The sequence below is a fragment of the Neobacillus terrisolis genome (assembly GCF_051233475.1).
Lineage (GTDB): Bacteria > Bacillota > Bacilli > Bacillales > Cytobacillaceae > Bacillus_BU.
This window is the reverse complement of sequence record NZ_JBKFGH010000007.1, coordinates 1-19594: the sequence shown is the minus strand read 5'-3', so window position 1 is coordinate 19594 and position 19594 is coordinate 1. Positions and strand designations below refer to the sequence as shown.

The window sequence follows — 19594 nt, the reverse complement described above, 5'->3', positions numbered from 1 at the left end:
CCGTCTCCACGTATTTCTCTATGTTGTTCTTTAAATTATACAAAAAATACCCTATAGAAAGAGCACTTTTTTTAAGTGTCTATTCTATAGGGTACATTTTAGAGGTAGGCGCGGTTGTTTTAATATTTTAATTATGCATTTAACATTGCTTCCATGTCTTCTTGAGCATTGCCAATTAACTTCAAGTTAAATGTATCAACAAGAACATTTAACACACCTTCAGAAATGAATTCTGGTGGCTTTGGTCCAATGCGGATATCTTGAATTCCTAAGCTGAATAATCCTAATAGAATCGCAACAGCCTTTTGTTCGAACCAAGATAAAACAATACTTACTGGTAATTCGTTTACTGAACAGCCAAATGCGTCTGCTAATGCAAGAGCAATTTTTACTGTTGAACCTGAGTTGTTACATTGTCCTAAGTCGATGTAACGTGGAATTTCTGTACCTGGAACCGTTCCGTAGTCAACATCGTTGAAACGGAACTTACCACAGGAAGTTGTTAAAATAACAGTTTCTGGTGGTAAAGATGTTGCTAATTCACGATAGTAATCTCCGCCTTTACCTGGTGCATCACAACCAGCGATTACGAAGAAACGTTTAATTTTTCCTTCTTTAACTGCAGCAATTACTTCAGGAGCTAAACCAAGAACTGTTTCATGGTGGAAACCAGTTAATAATGTTTCATCAGACTCAATATTAGCCTCTGGTAATTCTAAGGCGCGGTTAATTAATGGTGAGAAATCATCGTTGACGATTTTTTCTACGTTTTCTAAGCCTGCCACTTCGTAAGAGAACATACGGTCAGCATAAGATCCCTTAATTGGCATTACACAGTTTGTAGTTGCTAAAATTGCGCCATTAAACTTTTCGAATAAGCGGCGTTGGTCATACCATGCTTTACCGATATTCCCTTTTAAGTGGCTGTATTTTTTCAATGCTGGGTAGCCATGCGCTGGCAGCATTTCTGAGTGAGTATAAATATTGATGCCTTTACCTTCTGTTTGCTTTAATAATTCTTCAAGAGCAAAAAGATTGTGTCCAGTAACAACAATTGCTTTTCCTTCAATTTTGTTTTGGGAAACACGGATTGGTTGTGGAATTCCAAGGCGGTTTATATGCGCTTCATCCAACACTTCCATCATACGAACAGCTGCTTGACCAACCTGCATCGCCATATTAATGTGTTCTTGAACATTGAAATTTGAATTCGTTAATGTCATGTATAACGCTTCTTGTGTTGTCTTATCCACGAATGCGTCAGTATATCCTAGTTGATTAGCATGAGTACGGTAGGCAGCGATCCCTTTTAATCCGAAAATAATTGTGTCCTGTAGGCTTGCAATTGTTTCATCCTTACCGCAAACGCCTACAACAGTACAGCCGCCAGTTGGGGTTTGTTCACATTGATAACAAAACATGTTTTCTCCTCACCTTCATTCATATCTACTTTTACAGCATACAAGGGATGAGAAAAATTAAATGTGACGAATGTCACAAAAACAAAATTTTCTAAAAAAGTTCAAAAACCGTACAAAAATAGAGAGCGAACCTCATTTTCTTTAAAAGCATAGAATAATAGCAAATTACTTTTTAGAGAGGAGCTTAGCGCAATGTCTAGCAATGTTCCATTTGATCCGAAGGACCAGGAGCCTTTTGGGAATATTCTCAAACAAATGAACCAATTCTTTCACGAAAGACCAGTAAAGGGAATTTTACAGACGATTGATGATTTCTTCCGCTCCCCATTTCCCCATATGTCATTTCCAATCCATGTTTCTGAAACGAATCAACATCATATCATTAAAGCAGAGCTTCCAGGTGTCAAAAAAGAACAAATCCAATTGGATGTATTAGCGAATACTTTAACGATAACCGTAAAACATCACGAAGAGATAACCGAACAGGACGAAAAAAAGGGGTTATATAGTAAGAAACAATCCCTATCAAGTGCAAGCAGGACGGTGCCTCTTCCCTTTCAAATTAACGAAAAAGCAGTTAAAGCAACCTATAAAAATGGTTTATTAGAAATATTAATCCCGAAGCAGAAAGGGAAAAAAATCATCATTGATCACGAATAAACCAAAAAGAGGCTACCAGACTCTCATTCTTTCCAAAAACTTTCGATAGGCTTATTAACAAGTCTGTTGATTTCCGCTCCAGGTGCTTCGCGCACCTTAGGGGCGGGCGCTGAGCCTCCTCGTCGCTAACGCTCCTGCGGGGTCTCACCTGTCCCGCTGCTCCCGCAGGAGTCTTCGCACCTTCCGCTCCAATCAACAGGTGTTATCAATAAAGACCTTCATCTAAACTATAAATAATTAAATAAGAGATGAAATCAATAATTAAACAAAAAAGTCTAGCCAAGTAAATATCGATCTGGTTCTATTGATGATTTAGTTCCAGGCAACCACCTTCTTCGTTTGAATCACAAATATATAGATTTTTGATTTCTTCTAAAAAAATATGTGTTGTAATACTTTAGGTTGATTCCCACCCTGTTGATTGGAGCGGAGGGCACTCGACTCCTGCGGGAAATAGAGGTCACTGGAGACCCCACAGGCGCCAAAGCGCCGATGAGGCTCCAGGAGCTCCCCTAAGGTGCGCGAGTGCCCACAGCGGAAATCAACAGGCCCATTTGCAGGGAAGTCAATAAATATGGTTTTTACATTCTGACAAATTAAAAAATGCCGAGAAAATACCTCTTTCTCGACAATTTGAGAGGCTACCCCCTGTTGCCTCTTTTTGGTTTAAATAAATGAGATGTAGTTTTTATCCATGGTGTTTTCTTGTATTCTGTCTGAAGGCTTTTCTTTAATCCATTAGCGAGTAGATTAAACGAAACAGTCGCAAATAATAGGATCAGAAGCGGAACCACCAATATATACTGATTACCATAAATATTAGATCTTGCTTGACCTACCAAACCGGCTATTTCTTTCGTTATCGAATGGTAGATAAGAGGATCATATGTAACATAGGTGCCTCCTATAAAAATATTCATTAAAGCTAGCTGACCCATGATCGTCATCACATAAACAATTTCTAAAATAAACATTACCAGCAGCGATTCTTTTAATTGCGGAAAAATATGGAGCCAAACAATCCTGTTTGTTCCGGCCCCCAATGTCCTTGATGCCTCAATAAAAACCGATTGATACACTTCTTGAGATTTTAATCGAACCGAAGAAACAATGCTTGGAATACTGATTATTGAAGTTAACATAATAAAATAGAAAATGAGCGTTTTCGGTGGTAATTGACTATTAAATGTAATCGGCTGTAAGAAAAAATATAATACTAGAAATAAAGGAACATAGCTCCAAGCCGTTTCAAAAGCAATGATCCAACCGGGTGTTTTTTTCCAAACACCAAAATAAATACCTATAATCGTTCCCATCACCATTTTGATTATCGTAATGATGATCGGAATGAATATCGTATAACGGATTCCATATAAAATGATTGACAGCAAATCATAGCCCCACTTGTCGGTCCCGAGGGGATACTCTTTTGATTGAAAAGGCTCAAGTGGTGGAGCAAATATTTTACCGTTCGAATAATGAGTCTCTAGCGGATCCGTTAACGTATGCGGTGCCAGCATGGGACCAAAAAAGGATAATAACAGAAGAAGTGTCACAAAGAGGATACCCGCATACAAGGAGAAATTTATTTTAAGAAGCTTATTCATAAATAAAACCTCGTTTAAAGAGATAGAAAAGCATTCTAATCGAGACATAAACGACTAAAGAGATGGCAAGCATTGAAAACAGACCTATCGCGATCGGCTGTACTCCATTACTTTGAAAAATAAACTTTGTAATCCCTGATACATTCAGTAAATATTCAATGATAAATAAGTTCCCTGCCGCTAATGAAATGATTTTTGTCAGCTCCGCCAAAATAAACGGTTCAACATTCTTAAATACATGCTGAAAATTAATATATTCGATTCCCAATCCTTTCGCTACCGCTGTTCGTATATAGTCCTCACTAGCAATGGCGCTATATTTAATCGAAATTAACTTAAATAAATAAAGGGTAGGCGAAATAGAGACAAGAATCACAGGAAACCACATATTTAACGCACCCGCATCTGGACGAAAAGAGATGATTCTCATTCCCGTCAGCTTGTAAACCTTTATCGCAACAATTAACGAAAATATGATGATTAAAAAATCTGGAACGATAGCAAAAATATTGATGAGCAGCCTAAAAAATCTGGTAAAGAAAAAACGGCTTAAAAACACTCCAAAAATTAGACTTAGGATGACCCCCATCCAGATCCCTGCAGCCATGATGATAAAACTCGTAACAATATTATCCACGATATCATCACTTATCTCTCTTATTTCTGATCCAACTTGGTAAGTTCCAAGACTTCCATTTGCCAATTCCGTAATAAAGTGCACATATAAATCCGGCAATTTACCCCATTGCCAATCCAAAGACTTTTCGACATTATTCACGGTTATGATTTCAGGTAAAGCTGCGAGAGTTAGGATGAGTACGATAATAATGACCATTTGCTGAACCAGTCGTAACATTATTTCCCCCTAACAAATCATCCGTCATACTATTCATTTTCCAATTGTAAAAGATCATTGTCAATTTATTTAGATTATAGAAATAATAGTAATCAATTCGGATAAAAAAATATGACGGAAATCCGTCATATTCCTTTCCTACTATACCTTTAGCATTCCACCAAACCCTTTAATCATTGATTGCACTTGGGAGATAGCACTGACCATCTGCCCCGCTGTGTTCACCATTTTCGGAATATCAACCGATCCATCTTGAGCTTTAAACGAATTCATGAACGTTTGAATTCCGTTCGATTGTTTTGGCATCAGGGCTTGGTTGGGATATTGATTCAATCCACTTGCCCCCTGCATTTGCTGATAGTATGGCTGATACTGCTCTTCCACCGGTTGGAGAGGATTCTGTAATACCGAATGCGGCAAACCATTATTCATTAGATTGGGATGTCCTGCATATGCATAAGTACTACTCGTATTATTAGGGTAAGCATTTGGTAATTGGCCCACTGGAGTCTGATATGGGAGTTGATGATAATACCCGTTTGGATATCCCTCTGTTGGAGGGAAAGTTGGCGGGTATACAGGTGCTAGCGGTTGCCTTGAAACGTTATAACCATAAAAATTTGGATTCATGTACCTCTCTGGTTCTATCCCCCCAGATGGGTAAAAAAAGTATTGATTTCTTTTTTTTCGACCAAACATGGGCGAACATCCTCCTCAGCATTCATTACCACATTTTATGCTTTTTTGGAAAATATGGTGAACTAATGATCCGTAGAAAAAAGCCACCCGTTAAATTTTGATTTTTTTGACAAAGATGTTTTTTGTCTAACTGTGAGGAAAATTGTCTGAAGTCTCAATTTTTGAAAAATGGTGAAAACGGACTTTTCCATGTTACGATAGTAAAAACGACGAAGGAGGAATTTATATGCACGTTCACGAACTGAAAGTAAAATTTTTTCAATTTCGAGAGTATGAAACAAATGACTTGAATGAACTGTTGGATTTTGCCAAAAGAATTTACATTCATAACGAAATTTCTATTTGTGAATATAGAAGCCTTGTTCGTGAGCTTGAGTCTTTAGGTGCTGTAGTAGCTTGGGACAATATAGATCATTCCCTCATCGAGAATTCACTATAATATGAATACCGGTTTATTTGAAATCGGACTAAAACGAATAAACAAAACTTTGTTGACTTGGAAATGTAAACAGATTTTCTAAAAAGTGGGGGTGTCTAATTGGCATCCTCACTTCTTCATTTTTCCCCGCTCGAGGTTACATGCAACATTCCCTATTAACTAAGCCTTCCTGTAGAAAAATAAAAAAAGTAGCTGCATAAAGCAAAGCTACTTATGAATATATGGTTTAGTTATACACTTTTTAATCCGAGTTCCAGCTGAATACTTGCTGAATGTCGCTTACACGGGTTCGAAAAAGCTTGAAAAGCATTTTTCTTCTCATCAAATTGGTTTGCAACCTCATTTTCTAATACTGTTAATCTTCTTGAGCAGTTGTCTAGCTGATCATTTTGCATTGTTTGGATATGTCCATGTTGTTGTAAGTAGGAGGAATGGAGAACGGCTTCTAATTTTTCCAACTGATCATAAATCTCATTCAATCTTGTCAATAGTTCCGTTTTATAAATCAATGGTTCTTTCATTTTGAAAACCTCCTTTTTATCCGGGGAAATCTTTTTTATGGCAACCAACGACTTAGTGGACAAAATCTTTATTTAGTACACTTTATTCGCTGCAAATCCCCCTCATCCTTCAACCAAGACAAAACTAGAAGGAATTCGGCAAAGATAGAAGATTTTTATGAAACGGAAAACTACTTTTCGACATTTTTCTTTTTTTGAAAGTTGGAATGGAAAAACGCAGCTTGGAACAAAATAAGGGCGGAGGTGTTGAATACCATGCCCAAAAAAGGAAAACAAAATAAAGTACAACCAAAAAATTTAGAAGAGAAAAAATCCGGCTATGGCGACAAAAAGCTGGAGGGGCCAGATCGACCATCAACATAAGTTGGATCAAACATAAAAAAGCAGGGAGAAATCCTTGCTTTTTATGTTTTTAATAAATCCTGGATGGAAATAAGCGCATGCATTTGCTTTTGTTTATTTAAATACCAATCCGTTAATTGTATAGAATGCTTATGATGAATGTTCTTAAACCAAGCCTTCTTTACTTTACGATGTTTGCTCCAGTCTTGATACTCATGAATGTGATGAGTGATGATCGGAAAGGTTGCTCTTAAAAACGGCGTATCTCTTCTTTTGTTAATTCCGAGAAATTGTTCATAATCGACCCTTGAACCAGTATGTTCTGTTTTTTTGGCAAACTGAAGAAAAAATGGAAAACGTTCCGGAGAAAACAGAATATCAGCCAAGCGCTTCCCGAGGTCAATTCGATTATCAACCTTCGTAAATCCATTGACACTAGCTCCAAACAGTTCACCATCCAAGGTAGGGAATAAGACGGAACTAAAGTGAAACCAATCCTGAAATAAATAAGAAACAGATTGAAACACTTTCTTCTTAAAAAAAGGATGTTCAATGATTGGTTTTTGAATGACGTTTTGTTCGTTAATAATGAGAGAGGTCATTAACCTCCTCCCCTCCCGTTTTATCCAAAATTCATTCCATTCCCTTTCCATAAAGGCAGATACATGTAAATATGATAAAAGGTGAAACATCGGGCGTCCTATTTTCGTCGAATAATGGTAAAGTAACAATTGGGGAAAAGCATCATGGAAAATTAACCAATTTGCCCGTTCATAAGTGAAAAATAACCTATTTCTCATGTTGACAGGAAGTACAATAGGAAACCATTTTCCTTCAAGATCACACATATTCCAGCCGCCATTTCTTGAAACCATGCTCGCTAGAAAAGCCCAGCTAATTTCAGGGTACTGTTGAAAGAAATGAAAATATGCATTTGTCCGAGTTATATTGTCGATGTTTTGCTTATTTGTTTCTGCTATAATCTCGTGAAGAACATGAGATTCTTCATATGAAATAGCACCGTTTGATATCTGACGATTAGTTAGTCGCAAAAATCATCACCCTTTAATGTTTGCCTATATATTGTAGCTTTTAGACAAATAGTTCTTTTTATTCAGCCATTCCACTAGGATATTTGGTATGATAATAGGTAGTTTGTGAGGTGCATGATATAATGAATTTTCATTATCCAAACGGAAGGCGCTATTTACAGCCAACAGAACCGCCCAAGGGCATTCGAAATTTGGAAAAAAAAATATCATACAGTAATCGTGGGATGACTCTCGAAGATGATTTGAACATAACCAATCGCTATTACTTAGAAAAAAATATTGCCGTCATTCATAAGAAACCAACTCCCGTTCAAATCGTCAACGTTGATTATCCAAAAAGAAGTGCAGCAGTGATAAAAGAAGCATATTTTAAGCAAGCATCAACAACCGATTATAATGGTATTTACAAAGGAAGATATATTGATTTCGAGGCGAAAGAAACAAAGTTTCTAACCTCATTTCCGTTGAAAAATTTTCATGAACACCAAATTAAGCATATGAAATCAGTGTTAACACATGGTGGAATTTGCTTCGTTATTCTTAGGTTTTCAACAAATGAAAAAGTATACTTTCTACCAGCGGAACATTTATTAGCCTACTGGGACAGAATGGAAAGCGGTGGAAGAAAATCGATCTCAATCGATGAAATAAATGAATATGGCCATCTTCTCCCACTTGGCTACCAACCTAGAATTGACTATATTAAAATAATAGACTATCTTTATAAGTTCTAATTGTCTGTTTAGAAAGGAAGCGTTGAAATATGTCAGGAAAATACCAATCTAGAGAGGAGCGCAAAAAGCAACAAAACAACGGAAAAACGAAGCCAAAAGGAAAAAAGACTAAACAAGATACTATTAAAAAGGTTTTCTTAATTTTAGTTGCACTTGGAATCGTTGGTATTTTATCCGGAGTTGCTGTATTTGCCTATATGGTAAAAGATGCGCCTAAACTAGATGAATCTGCACTAAAGGATCCGATTCCTTCGGAAATTTATGATAAAAATGGAGAACTAATCACAGAGGTAGGTTCCGTAAATAGGGACTATGTAGAGTATGAAGAAATTCCAAAGCTAGTGGAAAATGCATTTTTGGCGACTGAAGATGTAAGGTTTTATAAGCATAATGGAGTGGATTTAATCCGTTTAGGCGGAGCTGTTATCGCGAATATTACCGATGGTTTTGGTTCAGAAGGAGCAAGTACGATTACTCAGCAGGTAGTCAAGAATTCCTTTTTGACTCCTGAAAAAACGATTTCCCGGAAGGTTCAGGAAGCGTGGTTAGCTTATCAGCTTGAACGGAAATATACGAAGCATGAAATATTCGAGATGTATGTTAATAAGATTTGGATGTCTGAAAACTCGCATGGAGTAAAAACAGCAGCAAAGATTTATTTTGGCAAACCACTAGACCAATTAGAGCTTCACGAGGCTGCACTATTAGCGGGAATGCCACAAAGTCCCGAGAACTACAATCCGTTTAAATACCCTGATCGCGCTGAAAAACGCAGAAATATTGTTTTATCATTAATGCATCAGCATGGGTTTATCTCAAAAGAAGATATGGAACAGGCTCAACAAGTTCCAGTAGAATCTACCTTGGTAAGTGAAGAAAAACGGAACCAGGATAAAAATCCTCACGATTCCTTTGTTGACCAAGTTATCGATGAGGTTGAAAAAAAATATGGCGATGACTTAAATATTTTTTCAGATGGACTTAAAATTTATACTACTCTTGATAAAGACGCACAAACTTATGTAGAAACAATGTTGAACTCCAATGAAATCGTCCAATTTCCGGATGAACAGTTCCAAGCAGGGATTACCCTACTGGATACAAAAACGGGCGAAATCAGAGCGATTGGCGGGGGCAGAAACCAAAAGGTTCAGCGAGGATTTAACTTCGCTACCGATTCCAAACGTCAACCAGGCTCAACAATTAAACCAATTCTTGATTACGGTCCGGCAATTGAATATTTAAAATGGGGTACCTACTACCCATTAGAAGATAAACCGATGAAATACTCAGACGGAACACCGGTAAACAACTGGAATAACACATTTTTAGGAACGATGTCCATGCGGGTTGCGCTTGGAATGTCGAGAAACATTCCTGCAATTCAAACGTTACAAGCAGTTGGCCTTCCTAAAGCCCAAGCTTTTGCTCAGGAATTAGGAATCCCGTTACCGGAGATTTTAGAATCATATGCAATTGGCGGCCTTAAAAAAGGCGTTTCTTCTCTGCAAATGGCAGGTGCGTACAGTGCATTTGGAAATAACGGTATCTATACCGAGCCTTATGCAGTAAAAGAAATCGAGCTTCGTGACGGCACAAAAATTAAAACAACACCCGAATCAAAAGTGGTCATGAAGGATTATACTGCGTTTATGATTACTGATATGTTAAAAAGTGTCGTTCGCGATTCTTACGGAACGGGGAGACTGGCCGGTGTTCCTGGATTACAAGTAGCAGGAAAAACAGGAACAACCAACTATGATGATGCGACAGCAAGGAAGTTTAACATCCCAGACACTGCGGTACCAGATGCTTGGTTTGTGGGGTATACCACAAATTACACCGCAGCAGTTTGGACAGGATATGAAAACCGAAACACTTATATTCCAGCAGGGGACAACCAAAAGATTGCTCAAAAGCTATTCAAAAATCTTATGACCGAGGTTTCAAAGGATATTGAAACACCAGATTTCCCTGTTCCAAAAACGGTTCAAAAGGTCGCGATTGAAAAAGGAACTTCGAAGCTCGCCAGTGAATTTACTCCTAAAGATCAAATCATTTATGAGTATGCTGTAAAAGGAAGTGAGCCTAAGGAAGTTTCTAAGAAATATACAAAGTTAGATACGCCTGTGAGCCTAAATGCAAAGTATGATCAAACTGGAAACTCGATTATTTTATCTTGGGATTACCCTCAAGAAAATAGTGAGGGTGTACAATTTGAGGTCAGTGTAAGCATAAATGAAGGAGCTGACCAAGTGCTTAAAACAACGACCGAAAAAGGACTCAATATTGCTAATCCGGTCGCTGGAGGAATGTATACGTTCAAGGTTAGCGCATTGCGAGATGGACAACGCAGTGATCCAATTGTCACGACAATCGTTATTCCTGATAAAGAAAAAGATAAAGATAAAGACGAACAAGGAAATAACAATGAAAAAGATCAGAACGATAACGACACGACTACCGATGAAGAGCCAGCCAATACAACACCTGGAACCACACAAGGTGAGAACAATACTGGTACTGGCAGCACTCAAACGCCAAGCACGAACACCAGCGGCACTCTTCCATCTAATGGAACCAATACTAGAAAACAATAATTAATAATAAAAAAATAGCCTGTAAAAGCATTTTGCTTTTTTACAGGCTATTTCTTTTTTGTTTTTGCATTTTGCATGGCTATAAATTTAGAATATTGTTTTTGCTGCTCTTCCATTAATTCGCATAATTGTGCAAATGAAGGGTAAATATTTGGTCGTTTCATTAAAAACTGGATTCTTTCAAGACTATTTACAGGTTTGATCTGTAGACCATTAATATTGACTTCATTAAGCTTTTTCGCCGGCATTCCATTGCTCCAGAAAATAAATTCGATTAAAAAGCCGATTCCCCGTTTCATTGGGTAAATCGTGTCCCGATTATTTCGTTGATCAAATAAGGTTTTAATTTCTTTTTGTAATTCGTGCCATTTTTGAAGTAATTCAGGGATAAAGGTTTCAGGATTTTCCCAAGGCCTAATCGTGTTCATTCCTGCAAAAAAAGCTATTTCATGGATAAATAACTCCTTTAACTCAATCGAGTCTAATAAATCGGTATCTATTTTTATCTCTTCGTTCTCAAAGAAAAACGGATCATAAATTTCTGAAGAAATAGCAATTGTTATCATTTTATCTCTTCCTTTTTTAATCTTTTCGCACCTTCTCGGCATACTTCTAGCAGCGGACATGCTTTACACTGTGGATTTTGAGCTTTACAGTGATACCTTCCAAAGAAGATCATCCGATGGTGGGTGTCAGACCATTCCTCGATTGGAACTTTCTTCATTAACGTTTTTTCTACTTCAAGGACCGAATCCTTCCATCTGCAAAAACCAAGCCGTTTACTAACCCGTTCGACATGTGTATCAACTGCGATTGCCGGTACCCCGAAAGCGACAGACACAACAACGTTTGCTGTTTTTCTTCCTACCCCGGGAAGCTTTGTTAATTCATCACGGTCGGCTGGGACTTGTCCCCCATATTCATCAATCAGCAGCCTGCACAGCTTTTGAATATTTTTTGCTTTATTGCGATATAAGCCAATTGAACGGATATCCTGTTGTAGTTCTTCTAAGCTTACCTTTAAATAATCTTCCGGAGACTTATATTTTTTAAATAGTTCTTTGGTGACTTTATTGACGAGGACATCTGTACACTGTGCTGATAAGGCCACGGCAATCACTAATTCAAATGGGTTCGCGTGAACCAATTCACAATGAGCGTCCGGAAACATTTCCCCCATTTTATCCAATGAAAAACGTATCTGTTTTTTGTTCAACATGATTTTTCTCCCCTTTATAGAAAACAAGGCTGTGTTAATTGGGCTGTTGATTTCCGCTACAGGTGCTCCCTTTCCGCGGGGGAGTCCGGGAGCCTCCTCGGCGCCATTGCGCCTGTAGGGTCTCCCGTGACACCTTCTCCCGCAGGAGTCTCGCACCTTCCGCTCCAATCAACAGAGTGTTCAAAAATCAACATTGTTCTTCAACACAGCCTAAAACAAAAACGAGAGAATTGGATTCTCTCGCAAATTGGAAATTATTGCTCAAGCCAATTGTAAAATGGAACGGTTCCAGGCTTTGTTTGGACTTCTTCTTTTGATTTGGAAGCATTTTGGTGCTGTCTAAACTTTCTTCCGTAGCTTTTCGCCTGTTCGATCGTTTTAATGCCATTCTTTTTCCACTCAAATAAAATCCTGTCGATATACCGGAAATTTAATTTCCCTGAGATAACAGACTCTCTTAGTGCAGCTTTAATAATAACGGGATCATGGTGGTCATCATCAAGCCACATCCCAAGTGATTCACATTCAAAAGGAGATAGCGGTCTCCCGAATTCCTGTTCAAAACAAGTATATAAATCCGTTTCTTCTTGTTGGTTCTTTTTCGTTTCTTGAAGATTGTTCTGCGCTTGGAATTGGCTGATTAACCTTTCCCATAATGGATCTAGCGAATATTTTTCAAAACGGATACCATCTTCTGAAAAACCATCGTTTATTTCAATAAAACCTTTTTGGATTAGTCTTCTTAATATGCCAGTACAATCCAAAGTCATACGATCCGATAACTCGGCAAGGGTTGGAAAATGATTCCCTTTTTCTAAATACGAAAGTAAATGTAAAATCAAAACAACTTCTTGTTCTGATAAATTCATCTTTTTATAAGAAGAAAGCAAAACAGTCGGAATCGTAATATTTCCACTCTTTATCCACGCTAAAATATTAGATTTACTCATTCATTGACACCTCTTCATAAGTATAGCATGAACACATTGTCCAAGTAAGACTTGCGTATGTAATGCCAAAAAATACTTGGACTAAAACGTAACGGTGCATGAAAATACACATTAAAATGCAGGGGACCATGAATGGTGCGGCGCAGTGTAGCGCAGCATTTTATCCTACATTTTGATTGCAATTATTTGTTCGCGGACATAGGCTCCGCTATTTTGCCAAAAAGGGGTGTTTTTTTAGGTTAAGCGGACACCAGATCCCTTATTTGATGAAAAATCGGCATTATTCAGTGGTTTTTATGGAAATAAGGGATCCTGTGTCCTCTTAAGTCTAGAAAAGCGGTTATTTTATCAAAATAAGGGCCTCTGTGTCCGCTTAAATTTCAATAAACAACTTTGCGTTAGGATAGGGAACCCTTTAATAAAAACCCACCCAAAAGCTTTTTTCAAGAAGCAAAACAGATATATGAAAAGCGAAGGCACTGGGCCTCCGCTTAATAGGTTATGGATATAAACGATTTAATAAACGAGGGAATGGAATTGTCTCACGAACATGCTCAACGCCACTAATCCATGCCACTGTTCTTTCTAAACCAAGTCCAAAGCCGGAATGCGGAACAGATCCATATTGGCGCAGTTCTAAATACCATTTATAAGCATCAGAGCTTAAGTCGTGCTCCTCTAAACGTTTCTTTAATAAGTCATAGTCATGAATACGCTCGGAACCGCCAATGATCTCGCCATAGCCTTCTGGTGCGATTAAATCTGCACATAATACTACATCATCGCGCTCAGGGTGTGGCTGCATATAGAATGGCTTTAGTGTGGTCGGATAGTGAGTAATAAAGACTGGTTTGTCATAGCTCTCAGCGATAGCTGTTTCATGTGGAGCGCCGAAGTCATCTCCCCATTCGATATCATCAAAGCCTTTTTCCTGTAAAAATTTGATTGCATCATCATAGGTTATTCTTGGGAAAGGTGCTTTAATTTGCTCAAGCTTACTAGTATCTCGTCCAAGTGTTTTAAGCTCAATTGGACAATTTTTCAAAACAGATTGAACAACATGAGAAACATACTGTTCTTGAACCTTTAAATTATCCTCAAATTCATAAAAAGCCATCTCCGGCTCAATCATCCAAAACTCGATTAGATGACGACGCGTCTTTGATTTTTCAGCACGGAAGGTTGGACCGAAAGAAAATACCTTTCCTAGTGCCATGGCTGCAGCTTCCATATATAGCTGTCCGCTTTGCGAAAGATACGCATCTTCATCAAAATATTTTGTCGCAAATAATTCCGTCGTTCCTTCAGGTGCACTACCTGTTAGTATCGGTGGGTCAATCTTTGTAAAGCCCTGCTCATTAAAAAATTCATACGTAGCCCTGATAATTTCATTACGCACCTTCATAACAGCATGCTGACGGCGAGAACGAAGCCATAAATGGCGATGGTCCATCAAAAATTCTGTGCCGTGTTCCTTTGGTGTAATAGGGTAATCAACAGCAGGATGAAGAACGGTAATGCCATTTATTTGTAATTCATATCCAAAGGCTGAACGCTCATCTTTTGTTACCTTCCCTGTAACATATAGAGAGGTTTCTTGAGTTATCGATTTTGCTTGCTGAAACACTTCTTCCGGCACTTCACTTTTTACGACAACACCTTGAATAAATCCTGTACCATCACGAAGCTGCAGGAAGGCAATTTTGCCGCTCGAGCGTTTGTTTGCTAGCCAAGCACCGATCTTTACTTCTTGATCAACGTGTTTATGTACTTCAGATATGGTTGTTTTGATCACTTTATGTCCCTCCAAAAACAATACGAAACTCGAAATATGTATCAGATTCCATTATACCTTTTTCCACCTTTTATAATCAATATCCATCAAAAGATGAAAATATGCAAAAAGGAATCAGATTTCTCTGATTCCTTTCTCAAAAAGCGAAACGCCCCAATTGCAAGACGCTCTGCCTTTTTTATGGAATTTATTACATTTTGCTGTTAACAAATTGATGGATGCGCTCTACCGCAGCCTCTAATAGGTCTAATGAGGTTGCATAAGACAAGCGAATATTATCAGGAGCCCCAAACCCTGAACCCGGAATAACTGCGACTAAGGCTTCCTCAAGCAATGCAGTTGAAAAATCATCTACGTTTGCGTACCCAGTTAATTCAACCGCCTTTTTAACATTAGGGAACAGATAAAATGCCCCTTGCGGTTTGATACAACTAACTCCTGGAATAGCGACCAATTTATCGTAGATTTGATTAAGTCGGCCTTCAAAAGCTTGTCTCATTTGCTCAACTGCATCTTGAGAGCCTGCATATGCTGCGATTGCCCCATATTGTGCAGTAGTCGTTGGATTTGATGTACTATGGCTTGCTAAATTGGTCATTGCTTTAATGATTTCTTTATTACCTGCCGCATAGCCGATTCGCCAGCCTGTCATTGAATGTGATTTAGATACACCATTAATAATAATCGTTTGCTCTTTCAACTCTGGGGAAATTTGTGCAATCGAAACATGTTTGTTTGCACCATAAACTAATTTCTCATAAATTTCATCAGAGACAATTAAGACATTGTTGTCTAAACATACTTGACCAAGCTCTGTTAATTCTTCTTTACTATAGAGCATCCCAGTAGGGTTACTTGGAGAATTAATAATCACTGCTTTTGTATTTTCAGTAATGGTTTGTTTTAATTGCTGAGGAGTAATTTTAAATTCATTCTCCTCGGAGCCTTCGATATATACAGGAACCCCGCCTGCTAATTTAACTTGTTCTGGATAACTTACCCAATAAGGTGTAGGAATGATGACTTCATCGCCTTCATCTAAGATTACCTGGAACAATGTATATAATACATGTTTTGCGCCGCTGCCAACGATAATCTCGTTACCGCTATAATCAATTCCTTGATCTTTTTGGAATTTCTTAATGATTTCTTGCTTTAAAGCTGGTAATCCTGCCGCAGGTGTATATTTTGTTTGTCCCTCATTCATAGATGCAACTGCTGCATCAATTATATGCTGTGGAGTATTAAAATCGGGCTCACCTGCTCCTAATCCAATCACATCTAGTCCTTGTGCTTTTAATTCTTTTGCTTTCGCTGTTATAGCAAGAGTCGTGGATGGTGTTAGTGATTTGACCCTTTTAGCTAATTGAAACTCCATTCTCCTTACACTCCTTTATCTTTACATGTTCTCGATTTTTCGCAGCCAATCGCCTGTTTCAAAATCCACATAATAATAATTTATCAGATTATTATGGGAAAGGTAATATATTTCCCAACATTGTCGCTTTTTTATCATTCCTAATTTTACGGAAATGATTTCTTTAGGATTTTCTTCTTGAAGTAATTTATCAACGGCCTGTTGCTGCGTTACTCCATCCTTTGCCTTGCGGACGACAACATCCCCTTTTTTTTCTGAAACCCAGGCAATGACTTGTTGATTTTTTTGATCTTTCCCTTTTACTACATAATAAGTTTCAGTGCCATTATATATTTGAACATCTTGAATCTCAGTTAGTTTTATTTTCTTCTTTACAGCAGCAAGTGCCTTTTCTTCGGCAGAATCTAATGGATTTACTGCTTTAAAATATACAATTGAGAAAGATGCCATAATAACAATAATAATTCCGATCCCTGCAAACACCCATTTTTTCATATTTATCACTTCTTTATGTAGATATATAGTAATTATTGTATAACATAGAGCCACTGTACGTGGGTATATTATAAATAAGATTCTAACCTATTATAGCAGTGTATGAACGAGAGAAGCTTATTTTTTTACGATAATTCCGATAAAATTTTTTCTAGCCCACACACATACTTTTGGCTGCGCCATTTTAAGCGCAGCTATTTTTCCTGATCAGAAATTCTAAAAACCTCATAATTATCTTCCGTGAATTTAATCGTAACTGCACCTTTATGGTTATTGCTATATACATGAACCCAAGCATGCTGCAATTGCTCCAATAAGTCAGCTAATTCTTTTCCGCTTTTATGAGGGAAAAGGAAGGCGATCTGTGGATCTAACTGTTCAATCAACTCAGCTGAAATAAAATGCTCAGTTGCCTCACTTGGAAGCTTGATAATCGTTGTATTAACCTGTTCGTCCTTAAGTAAATACTTTTCACGATTTGAATCAGGTGTATTGAACCATAGCACACGTCGATTTAAAAATTGTAAAGAGAGATTAAGCCCTTGTTGATCATTTAATACTTCCATCATTAACCCCGGAACGATCTCGCGAACCATTCCGGAACTCATCAGCTGTAAATTTAAGGTTTTCCTGCTGCTCGTTATCGGAAGATCATTTTCGGCACCCCTTCTGGTCAGCAAGGACTCTACTCCATAGTCATCAATCAGCCAGTTAAGATTTTGGAAACAACAGCTTTTTTCACTTGTTAAAATGATTTGATCCAGCTTCCTTATATGATAAAGTTCCAACAAGTTCCTTAACTCTTGCTCTGTACCATTCCCACCTGTATTGATTAGGACATTGTCCCCGTTTGGGTGTTGAATCAATGCCGCTTCTCCGTCAGATAAAGAAAAAAAGGTCAAGGCTAATTCATCGTCTTTAAGATTCATTTGTATACTACTGATCTGTGCTGGTGTGCCCGGTGATTCTAATGGGATATAGTACCATTGCGTAAACAATAGTATCGGTGCAAATAACCACTTCATGTATACTCCTCCAATACATATAAGTATATAGTGTGTTATCACCGGAATTTTATCCCAATTATCCACCAGCCATTATCATAACCATTCCTTAATGGTTTGAACGATTTCGTCAAGATTGTATTTGCTAATCTTAATGGGCGGAATAGACTGCAGAAAGGCTTGCCCATATTGTGTTGTGACAATTCTCCGGTCAAAGACAATAATAATTCCTCTGTCACTTTCCGTTCTAATCAATCTCCCAAAGCCCTGCTTAAAGCGGATTACCGCTTCTGGCAAACAATAATCAGAAAACGGATTACCGCCATTTCTCTTAATGATTTCGCATTTGGCTTCGGTTATTGGTTCATCTGGCGGGGAAAACGGCAGTCTAACAATAATAAGACAAGAGAGATCCTCCCCTGGGATATCTACCCCTTCCCAAAAGCTGCTCGTCCCCAATAATATTGCTTTTTCAAACCGTTGGAAATTCCTGGTCAGTCTGGTTCTGCTTCCACTGGTAATTCCCTGAGCCATAATGGCAAAATCGTTTAAAAACCCGCTCTCACGAATCAAGTCATATGTTTTCTTGAGCATTTCATGGGCCGTGAACAGAATGAGCATTCTGCCCTTTGTTGCCTCAGCAATGGAAATGATGTGTTCGGTGATGGCAATAACATATTCGTCAAGCGATACACTGTTGATTTCAGGTAAGTCTTCAGGTATTAGTAATTGGACTTGTTTATTATATTGAAAGGGAGACGGAATAGCCTTTTGAAGACAAGTGTTTGAATCCATTCCCAATTCTCGAAGCGTGTAATGAAACTTATTTCTAACCGTTAAGGTTGCAGATGTGACAATAATGCTCTTCTTTTTCGCAAAAAAATGTGAATGAAGATATTGTGCTACATCAACGGGATGCGCAAAAAAAGTGGTCGAATTCTGAATCGAGCGAAAATCAAGTTCAAGCCATCTGACATTATTCTCCATTGGAGATAAAAAAATACTTTTAATGGTAATCCTTAATTCCTCAAGCTGATCTCGAATCGAGGAAATTTCTTCAAGCAGAGCCTTTTCATCATTTGAAAGACGAGGGTTCTCCTTTTTGACCAGTTCTAGACGTTCAGAAAAATAATCTTTTGTATCTCTTAATAGAAAAGAGAAACGTTCTGCTTCTGTTAAGAGAGCCGTCCATTCCTTTCCTGTTTCAGCGTTTTTTAGTCTAAGGGAAACTCGAGTTAACGTTTGCTTTCTGCTTTTTAGTTTACTTCTAGTGTAAATGGCGGCAATTTTAAAGAATTCATCCATTGCATGAAAAAGATCAGTTAACAGCTGGTTCGTTTCAAACGGGTGGGTTGAACCGAGGTGATGCAGTCGATGTTTCATTAAATTTTCGAGACGATAAAACAGCTGCTTTTGCTCATATGTGCCGACTTGACCTAATAGCAAACGACAGGATAAATAGTCAATGGACAGGCCAAAATGTTTTCCAGATGCTTTTTCAAAATGATGACCTTCATCAATAATGGCATAGTCATATTCCGGTAGTATCCCGTGTTCTGAGACAAGGTCGTGCAGAAGCAAGGAATGGTTGGTAATAACCAAATCTGCATCAAGCGCTTCCTGTCTTGCCTTCAAGTAAAAATCATAGTGATGCCAATACTTACTGTTCAAGAATTCTGTATGATCATTTTTAATCTTGTTCCAGTAAATAAGACCACCGCTCGATAAATTAAGCTCGTCACTATCACCCGTTTGGGTTTCAGTTAACCAAATAAGAATTTGCATTTTCGTTAATGTCGTATCATAATTATCATCTTCTTCT

General features: G+C 38.0%; 18 protein-coding genes. 4 read left to right on the top strand and 14 right to left on the bottom strand.

Features of this window, described 5'->3' with window-relative positions:
• Positions 1-131 precede the first annotated feature (131 nt).
• Entirely contained in the window at positions 132-1421 is a 1290-nt protein-coding gene (gene hcp / locus ACI48O_RS05615; protein WP_435560757.1) for a hydroxylamine reductase, read from the bottom strand.
• A 192-nt stretch (positions 1422-1613) separates the two neighbouring features.
• Between hcp and ACI48O_RS05610 the strand changes: the two genes are divergently transcribed.
• Entirely contained in the window at positions 1614-2081 is a 468-nt protein-coding gene (locus tag ACI48O_RS05610; RefSeq protein WP_435560756.1) for an Hsp20/alpha crystallin family protein, read from the top strand.
• Between the two features lie 641 nt (positions 2082-2722).
• On the opposite strand, the gene ACI48O_RS05605 is transcribed toward ACI48O_RS05610, so the two are convergent.
• From ACI48O_RS05605 to ACI48O_RS05595, 3 genes are all read right to left on the bottom strand, one after another.
• On the bottom strand, positions 2723-3688 hold the full coding sequence (locus tag ACI48O_RS05605) for an ABC transporter permease subunit (RefSeq protein WP_435560755.1): 966 nt from the start codon (positions 3686-3688) through the stop codon (positions 2723-2725).
• The gene (locus ACI48O_RS05600; RefSeq protein WP_435560754.1) at positions 3681-4544 is read right to left on the bottom strand and encodes an ABC transporter permease subunit; all 864 of its coding nucleotides are present in this window, start codon (positions 4542-4544) and stop codon (positions 3681-3683) included. Before ACI48O_RS05600 ends, ACI48O_RS05605 begins: the two co-directional genes overlap by 8 nt.
• Positions 4545-4685: 141 nt before the next feature.
• Positions 4686-5243 (bottom strand): YppG family protein, encoded by a 558-nt coding sequence (locus tag ACI48O_RS05595; RefSeq protein WP_435560753.1) that lies wholly within the window; start codon positions 5241-5243, stop codon positions 4686-4688.
• Between the two features lie 226 nt (positions 5244-5469).
• Here ACI48O_RS05595 and ACI48O_RS05590 point away from each other — a divergent pair, with 226 nt between their 5' ends.
• Positions 5470-5682: a YppF family protein gene (locus ACI48O_RS05590; protein WP_435560752.1), complete on the top strand. Its 213-nt coding sequence runs from the start codon at positions 5470-5472 to the stop codon at positions 5680-5682.
• Between the two features lie 230 nt (positions 5683-5912).
• Here ACI48O_RS05590 and ACI48O_RS05585 read toward each other — a convergent pair whose 3' ends face one another.
• Both ACI48O_RS05585 and ACI48O_RS05580 read right to left on the bottom strand, forming a co-directional pair.
• On the bottom strand, positions 5913-6203 hold the full coding sequence (locus ACI48O_RS05585; RefSeq protein WP_435560751.1) for a hypothetical protein: 291 nt from the start codon (positions 6201-6203) through the stop codon (positions 5913-5915).
• A 404-nt stretch (positions 6204-6607) separates the two neighbouring features.
• Positions 6608-7597: a DUF2515 domain-containing protein gene (locus ACI48O_RS05580; protein WP_435560750.1), complete on the bottom strand. Its 990-nt coding sequence runs from the start codon at positions 7595-7597 to the stop codon at positions 6608-6610.
• Positions 7598-7719: 122 nt separating this feature from the next.
• Here ACI48O_RS05580 and recU point away from each other — a divergent pair, with 122 nt between their 5' ends.
• A complete protein-coding gene (gene recU / locus ACI48O_RS05575; protein WP_435560749.1) occupies positions 7720-8331 on the top strand; it encodes a Holliday junction resolvase RecU in 612 nt (203 codons plus the stop codon).
• A gap of 29 nt (positions 8332-8360) precedes the next feature.
• A complete protein-coding gene (locus tag ACI48O_RS05570; RefSeq protein WP_435560748.1) occupies positions 8361-10931 on the top strand; it encodes a PBP1A family penicillin-binding protein in 2571 nt (856 codons plus the stop codon).
• A gap of 47 nt (positions 10932-10978) precedes the next feature.
• On the opposite strand, the gene ACI48O_RS05565 is transcribed toward ACI48O_RS05570, so the two are convergent.
• The 8 genes from ACI48O_RS05565 to ACI48O_RS05530 form a co-directional block, all read right to left on the bottom strand.
• On the bottom strand, positions 10979-11497 hold the full coding sequence (locus ACI48O_RS05565) for a YpoC family protein (protein ID WP_435560747.1): 519 nt from the start codon (positions 11495-11497) through the stop codon (positions 10979-10981).
• Positions 11494-12150: an endonuclease III gene (nth, locus tag ACI48O_RS05560; RefSeq protein WP_435560746.1), complete on the bottom strand. Its 657-nt coding sequence runs from the start codon at positions 12148-12150 to the stop codon at positions 11494-11496. Before nth ends, ACI48O_RS05565 begins: the two co-directional genes overlap by 4 nt.
• 254 nt (positions 12151-12404) lie before the next feature.
• Positions 12405-13100 carry a DnaD domain protein gene (locus ACI48O_RS05555; protein WP_435560745.1) on the bottom strand — a complete coding sequence of 232 codons (696 nt, stop codon included), beginning with the start codon at positions 13098-13100 and terminating at the stop codon, positions 12405-12407.
• 499 nt (positions 13101-13599) lie between these two features.
• On the bottom strand, positions 13600-14892 hold the full coding sequence (gene asnS / locus ACI48O_RS05550) for an asparagine--tRNA ligase (RefSeq protein ID WP_435560758.1): 1293 nt from the start codon (positions 14890-14892) through the stop codon (positions 13600-13602).
• 193 nt (positions 14893-15085) lie between these two features.
• On the bottom strand, positions 15086-16273 hold the full coding sequence (locus tag ACI48O_RS05545; RefSeq protein WP_435560744.1) for a pyridoxal phosphate-dependent aminotransferase: 1188 nt from the start codon (positions 16271-16273) through the stop codon (positions 15086-15088).
• Positions 16274-16294: 21 nt separating this feature from the next.
• Positions 16295-16768 (bottom strand): cell wall elongation regulator TseB-like domain-containing protein, encoded by a 474-nt coding sequence (locus ACI48O_RS05540; RefSeq protein ID WP_435560743.1) that lies wholly within the window; start codon positions 16766-16768, stop codon positions 16295-16297.
• A 194-nt stretch (positions 16769-16962) separates the two neighbouring features.
• On the bottom strand, positions 16963-17793 hold the full coding sequence (locus ACI48O_RS05535) for a ComEC/Rec2 family competence protein (protein ID WP_435560742.1): 831 nt from the start codon (positions 17791-17793) through the stop codon (positions 16963-16965).
• 75 nt (positions 17794-17868) lie between these two features.
• Positions 17869-19594, bottom strand: a 1726-nt coding sequence (locus ACI48O_RS05530; protein ID WP_435560741.1) for a helicase C-terminal domain-containing protein, incomplete at its 5' end; no start/stop codon positions are given.

Excerpts from the sequence above, each read along its gene's own strand:
- hcp (WP_435560757.1), bottom strand. The coding sequence starts at position 1,421 with ATGTTTTGTTATCAATGTGAACAAACCCCAACTGGCGGCTGTACTGTT.
- ACI48O_RS05610 (WP_435560756.1), top strand. The coding sequence starts at position 1,614 with ATGTCTAGCAATGTTCCATTTGATCCGAAGGACCAGGAGCCTTTTGGG.
- ACI48O_RS05605 (WP_435560755.1), bottom strand. The coding sequence starts at position 3,688 with ATGAATAAGCTTCTTAAAATAAATTTCTCCTTGTATGCGGGTATCCTC.
- ACI48O_RS05600 (WP_435560754.1), bottom strand. The coding sequence starts at position 4,544 with ATGTTACGACTGGTTCAGCAAATGGTCATTATTATCGTACTCATCCTA.
- ACI48O_RS05595 (WP_435560753.1), bottom strand. The coding sequence starts at position 5,243 with ATGTTTGGTCGAAAAAAAAGAAATCAATACTTTTTTTACCCATCTGGG.
- ACI48O_RS05590 (WP_435560752.1), top strand. The coding sequence starts at position 5,470 with ATGCACGTTCACGAACTGAAAGTAAAATTTTTTCAATTTCGAGAGTAT.
- ACI48O_RS05585 (WP_435560751.1), bottom strand. The coding sequence starts at position 6,203 with ATGAAAGAACCATTGATTTATAAAACGGAACTATTGACAAGATTGAAT.
- recU (WP_435560749.1), top strand. The coding sequence starts at position 7,720 with ATGAATTTTCATTATCCAAACGGAAGGCGCTATTTACAGCCAACAGAA.
- ACI48O_RS05570 (WP_435560748.1), top strand. The coding sequence starts at position 8,361 with ATGTCAGGAAAATACCAATCTAGAGAGGAGCGCAAAAAGCAACAAAAC.
- ACI48O_RS05565 (WP_435560747.1), bottom strand. The coding sequence starts at position 11,497 with ATGATAACAATTGCTATTTCTTCAGAAATTTATGATCCGTTTTTCTTT.
- nth (WP_435560746.1), bottom strand. The coding sequence starts at position 12,150 with ATGTTGAACAAAAAACAGATACGTTTTTCATTGGATAAAATGGGGGAA.
- ACI48O_RS05555 (WP_435560745.1), bottom strand. The coding sequence starts at position 13,100 with ATGAGTAAATCTAATATTTTAGCGTGGATAAAGAGTGGAAATATTACG.
- ACI48O_RS05545 (WP_435560744.1), bottom strand. The coding sequence starts at position 16,273 with ATGGAGTTTCAATTAGCTAAAAGGGTCAAATCACTAACACCATCCACG.
- ACI48O_RS05540 (WP_435560743.1), bottom strand. The coding sequence starts at position 16,768 with ATGAAAAAATGGGTGTTTGCAGGGATCGGAATTATTATTGTTATTATG.
- ACI48O_RS05535 (WP_435560742.1), bottom strand. The coding sequence starts at position 17,793 with ATGAAGTGGTTATTTGCACCGATACTATTGTTTACGCAATGGTACTAT.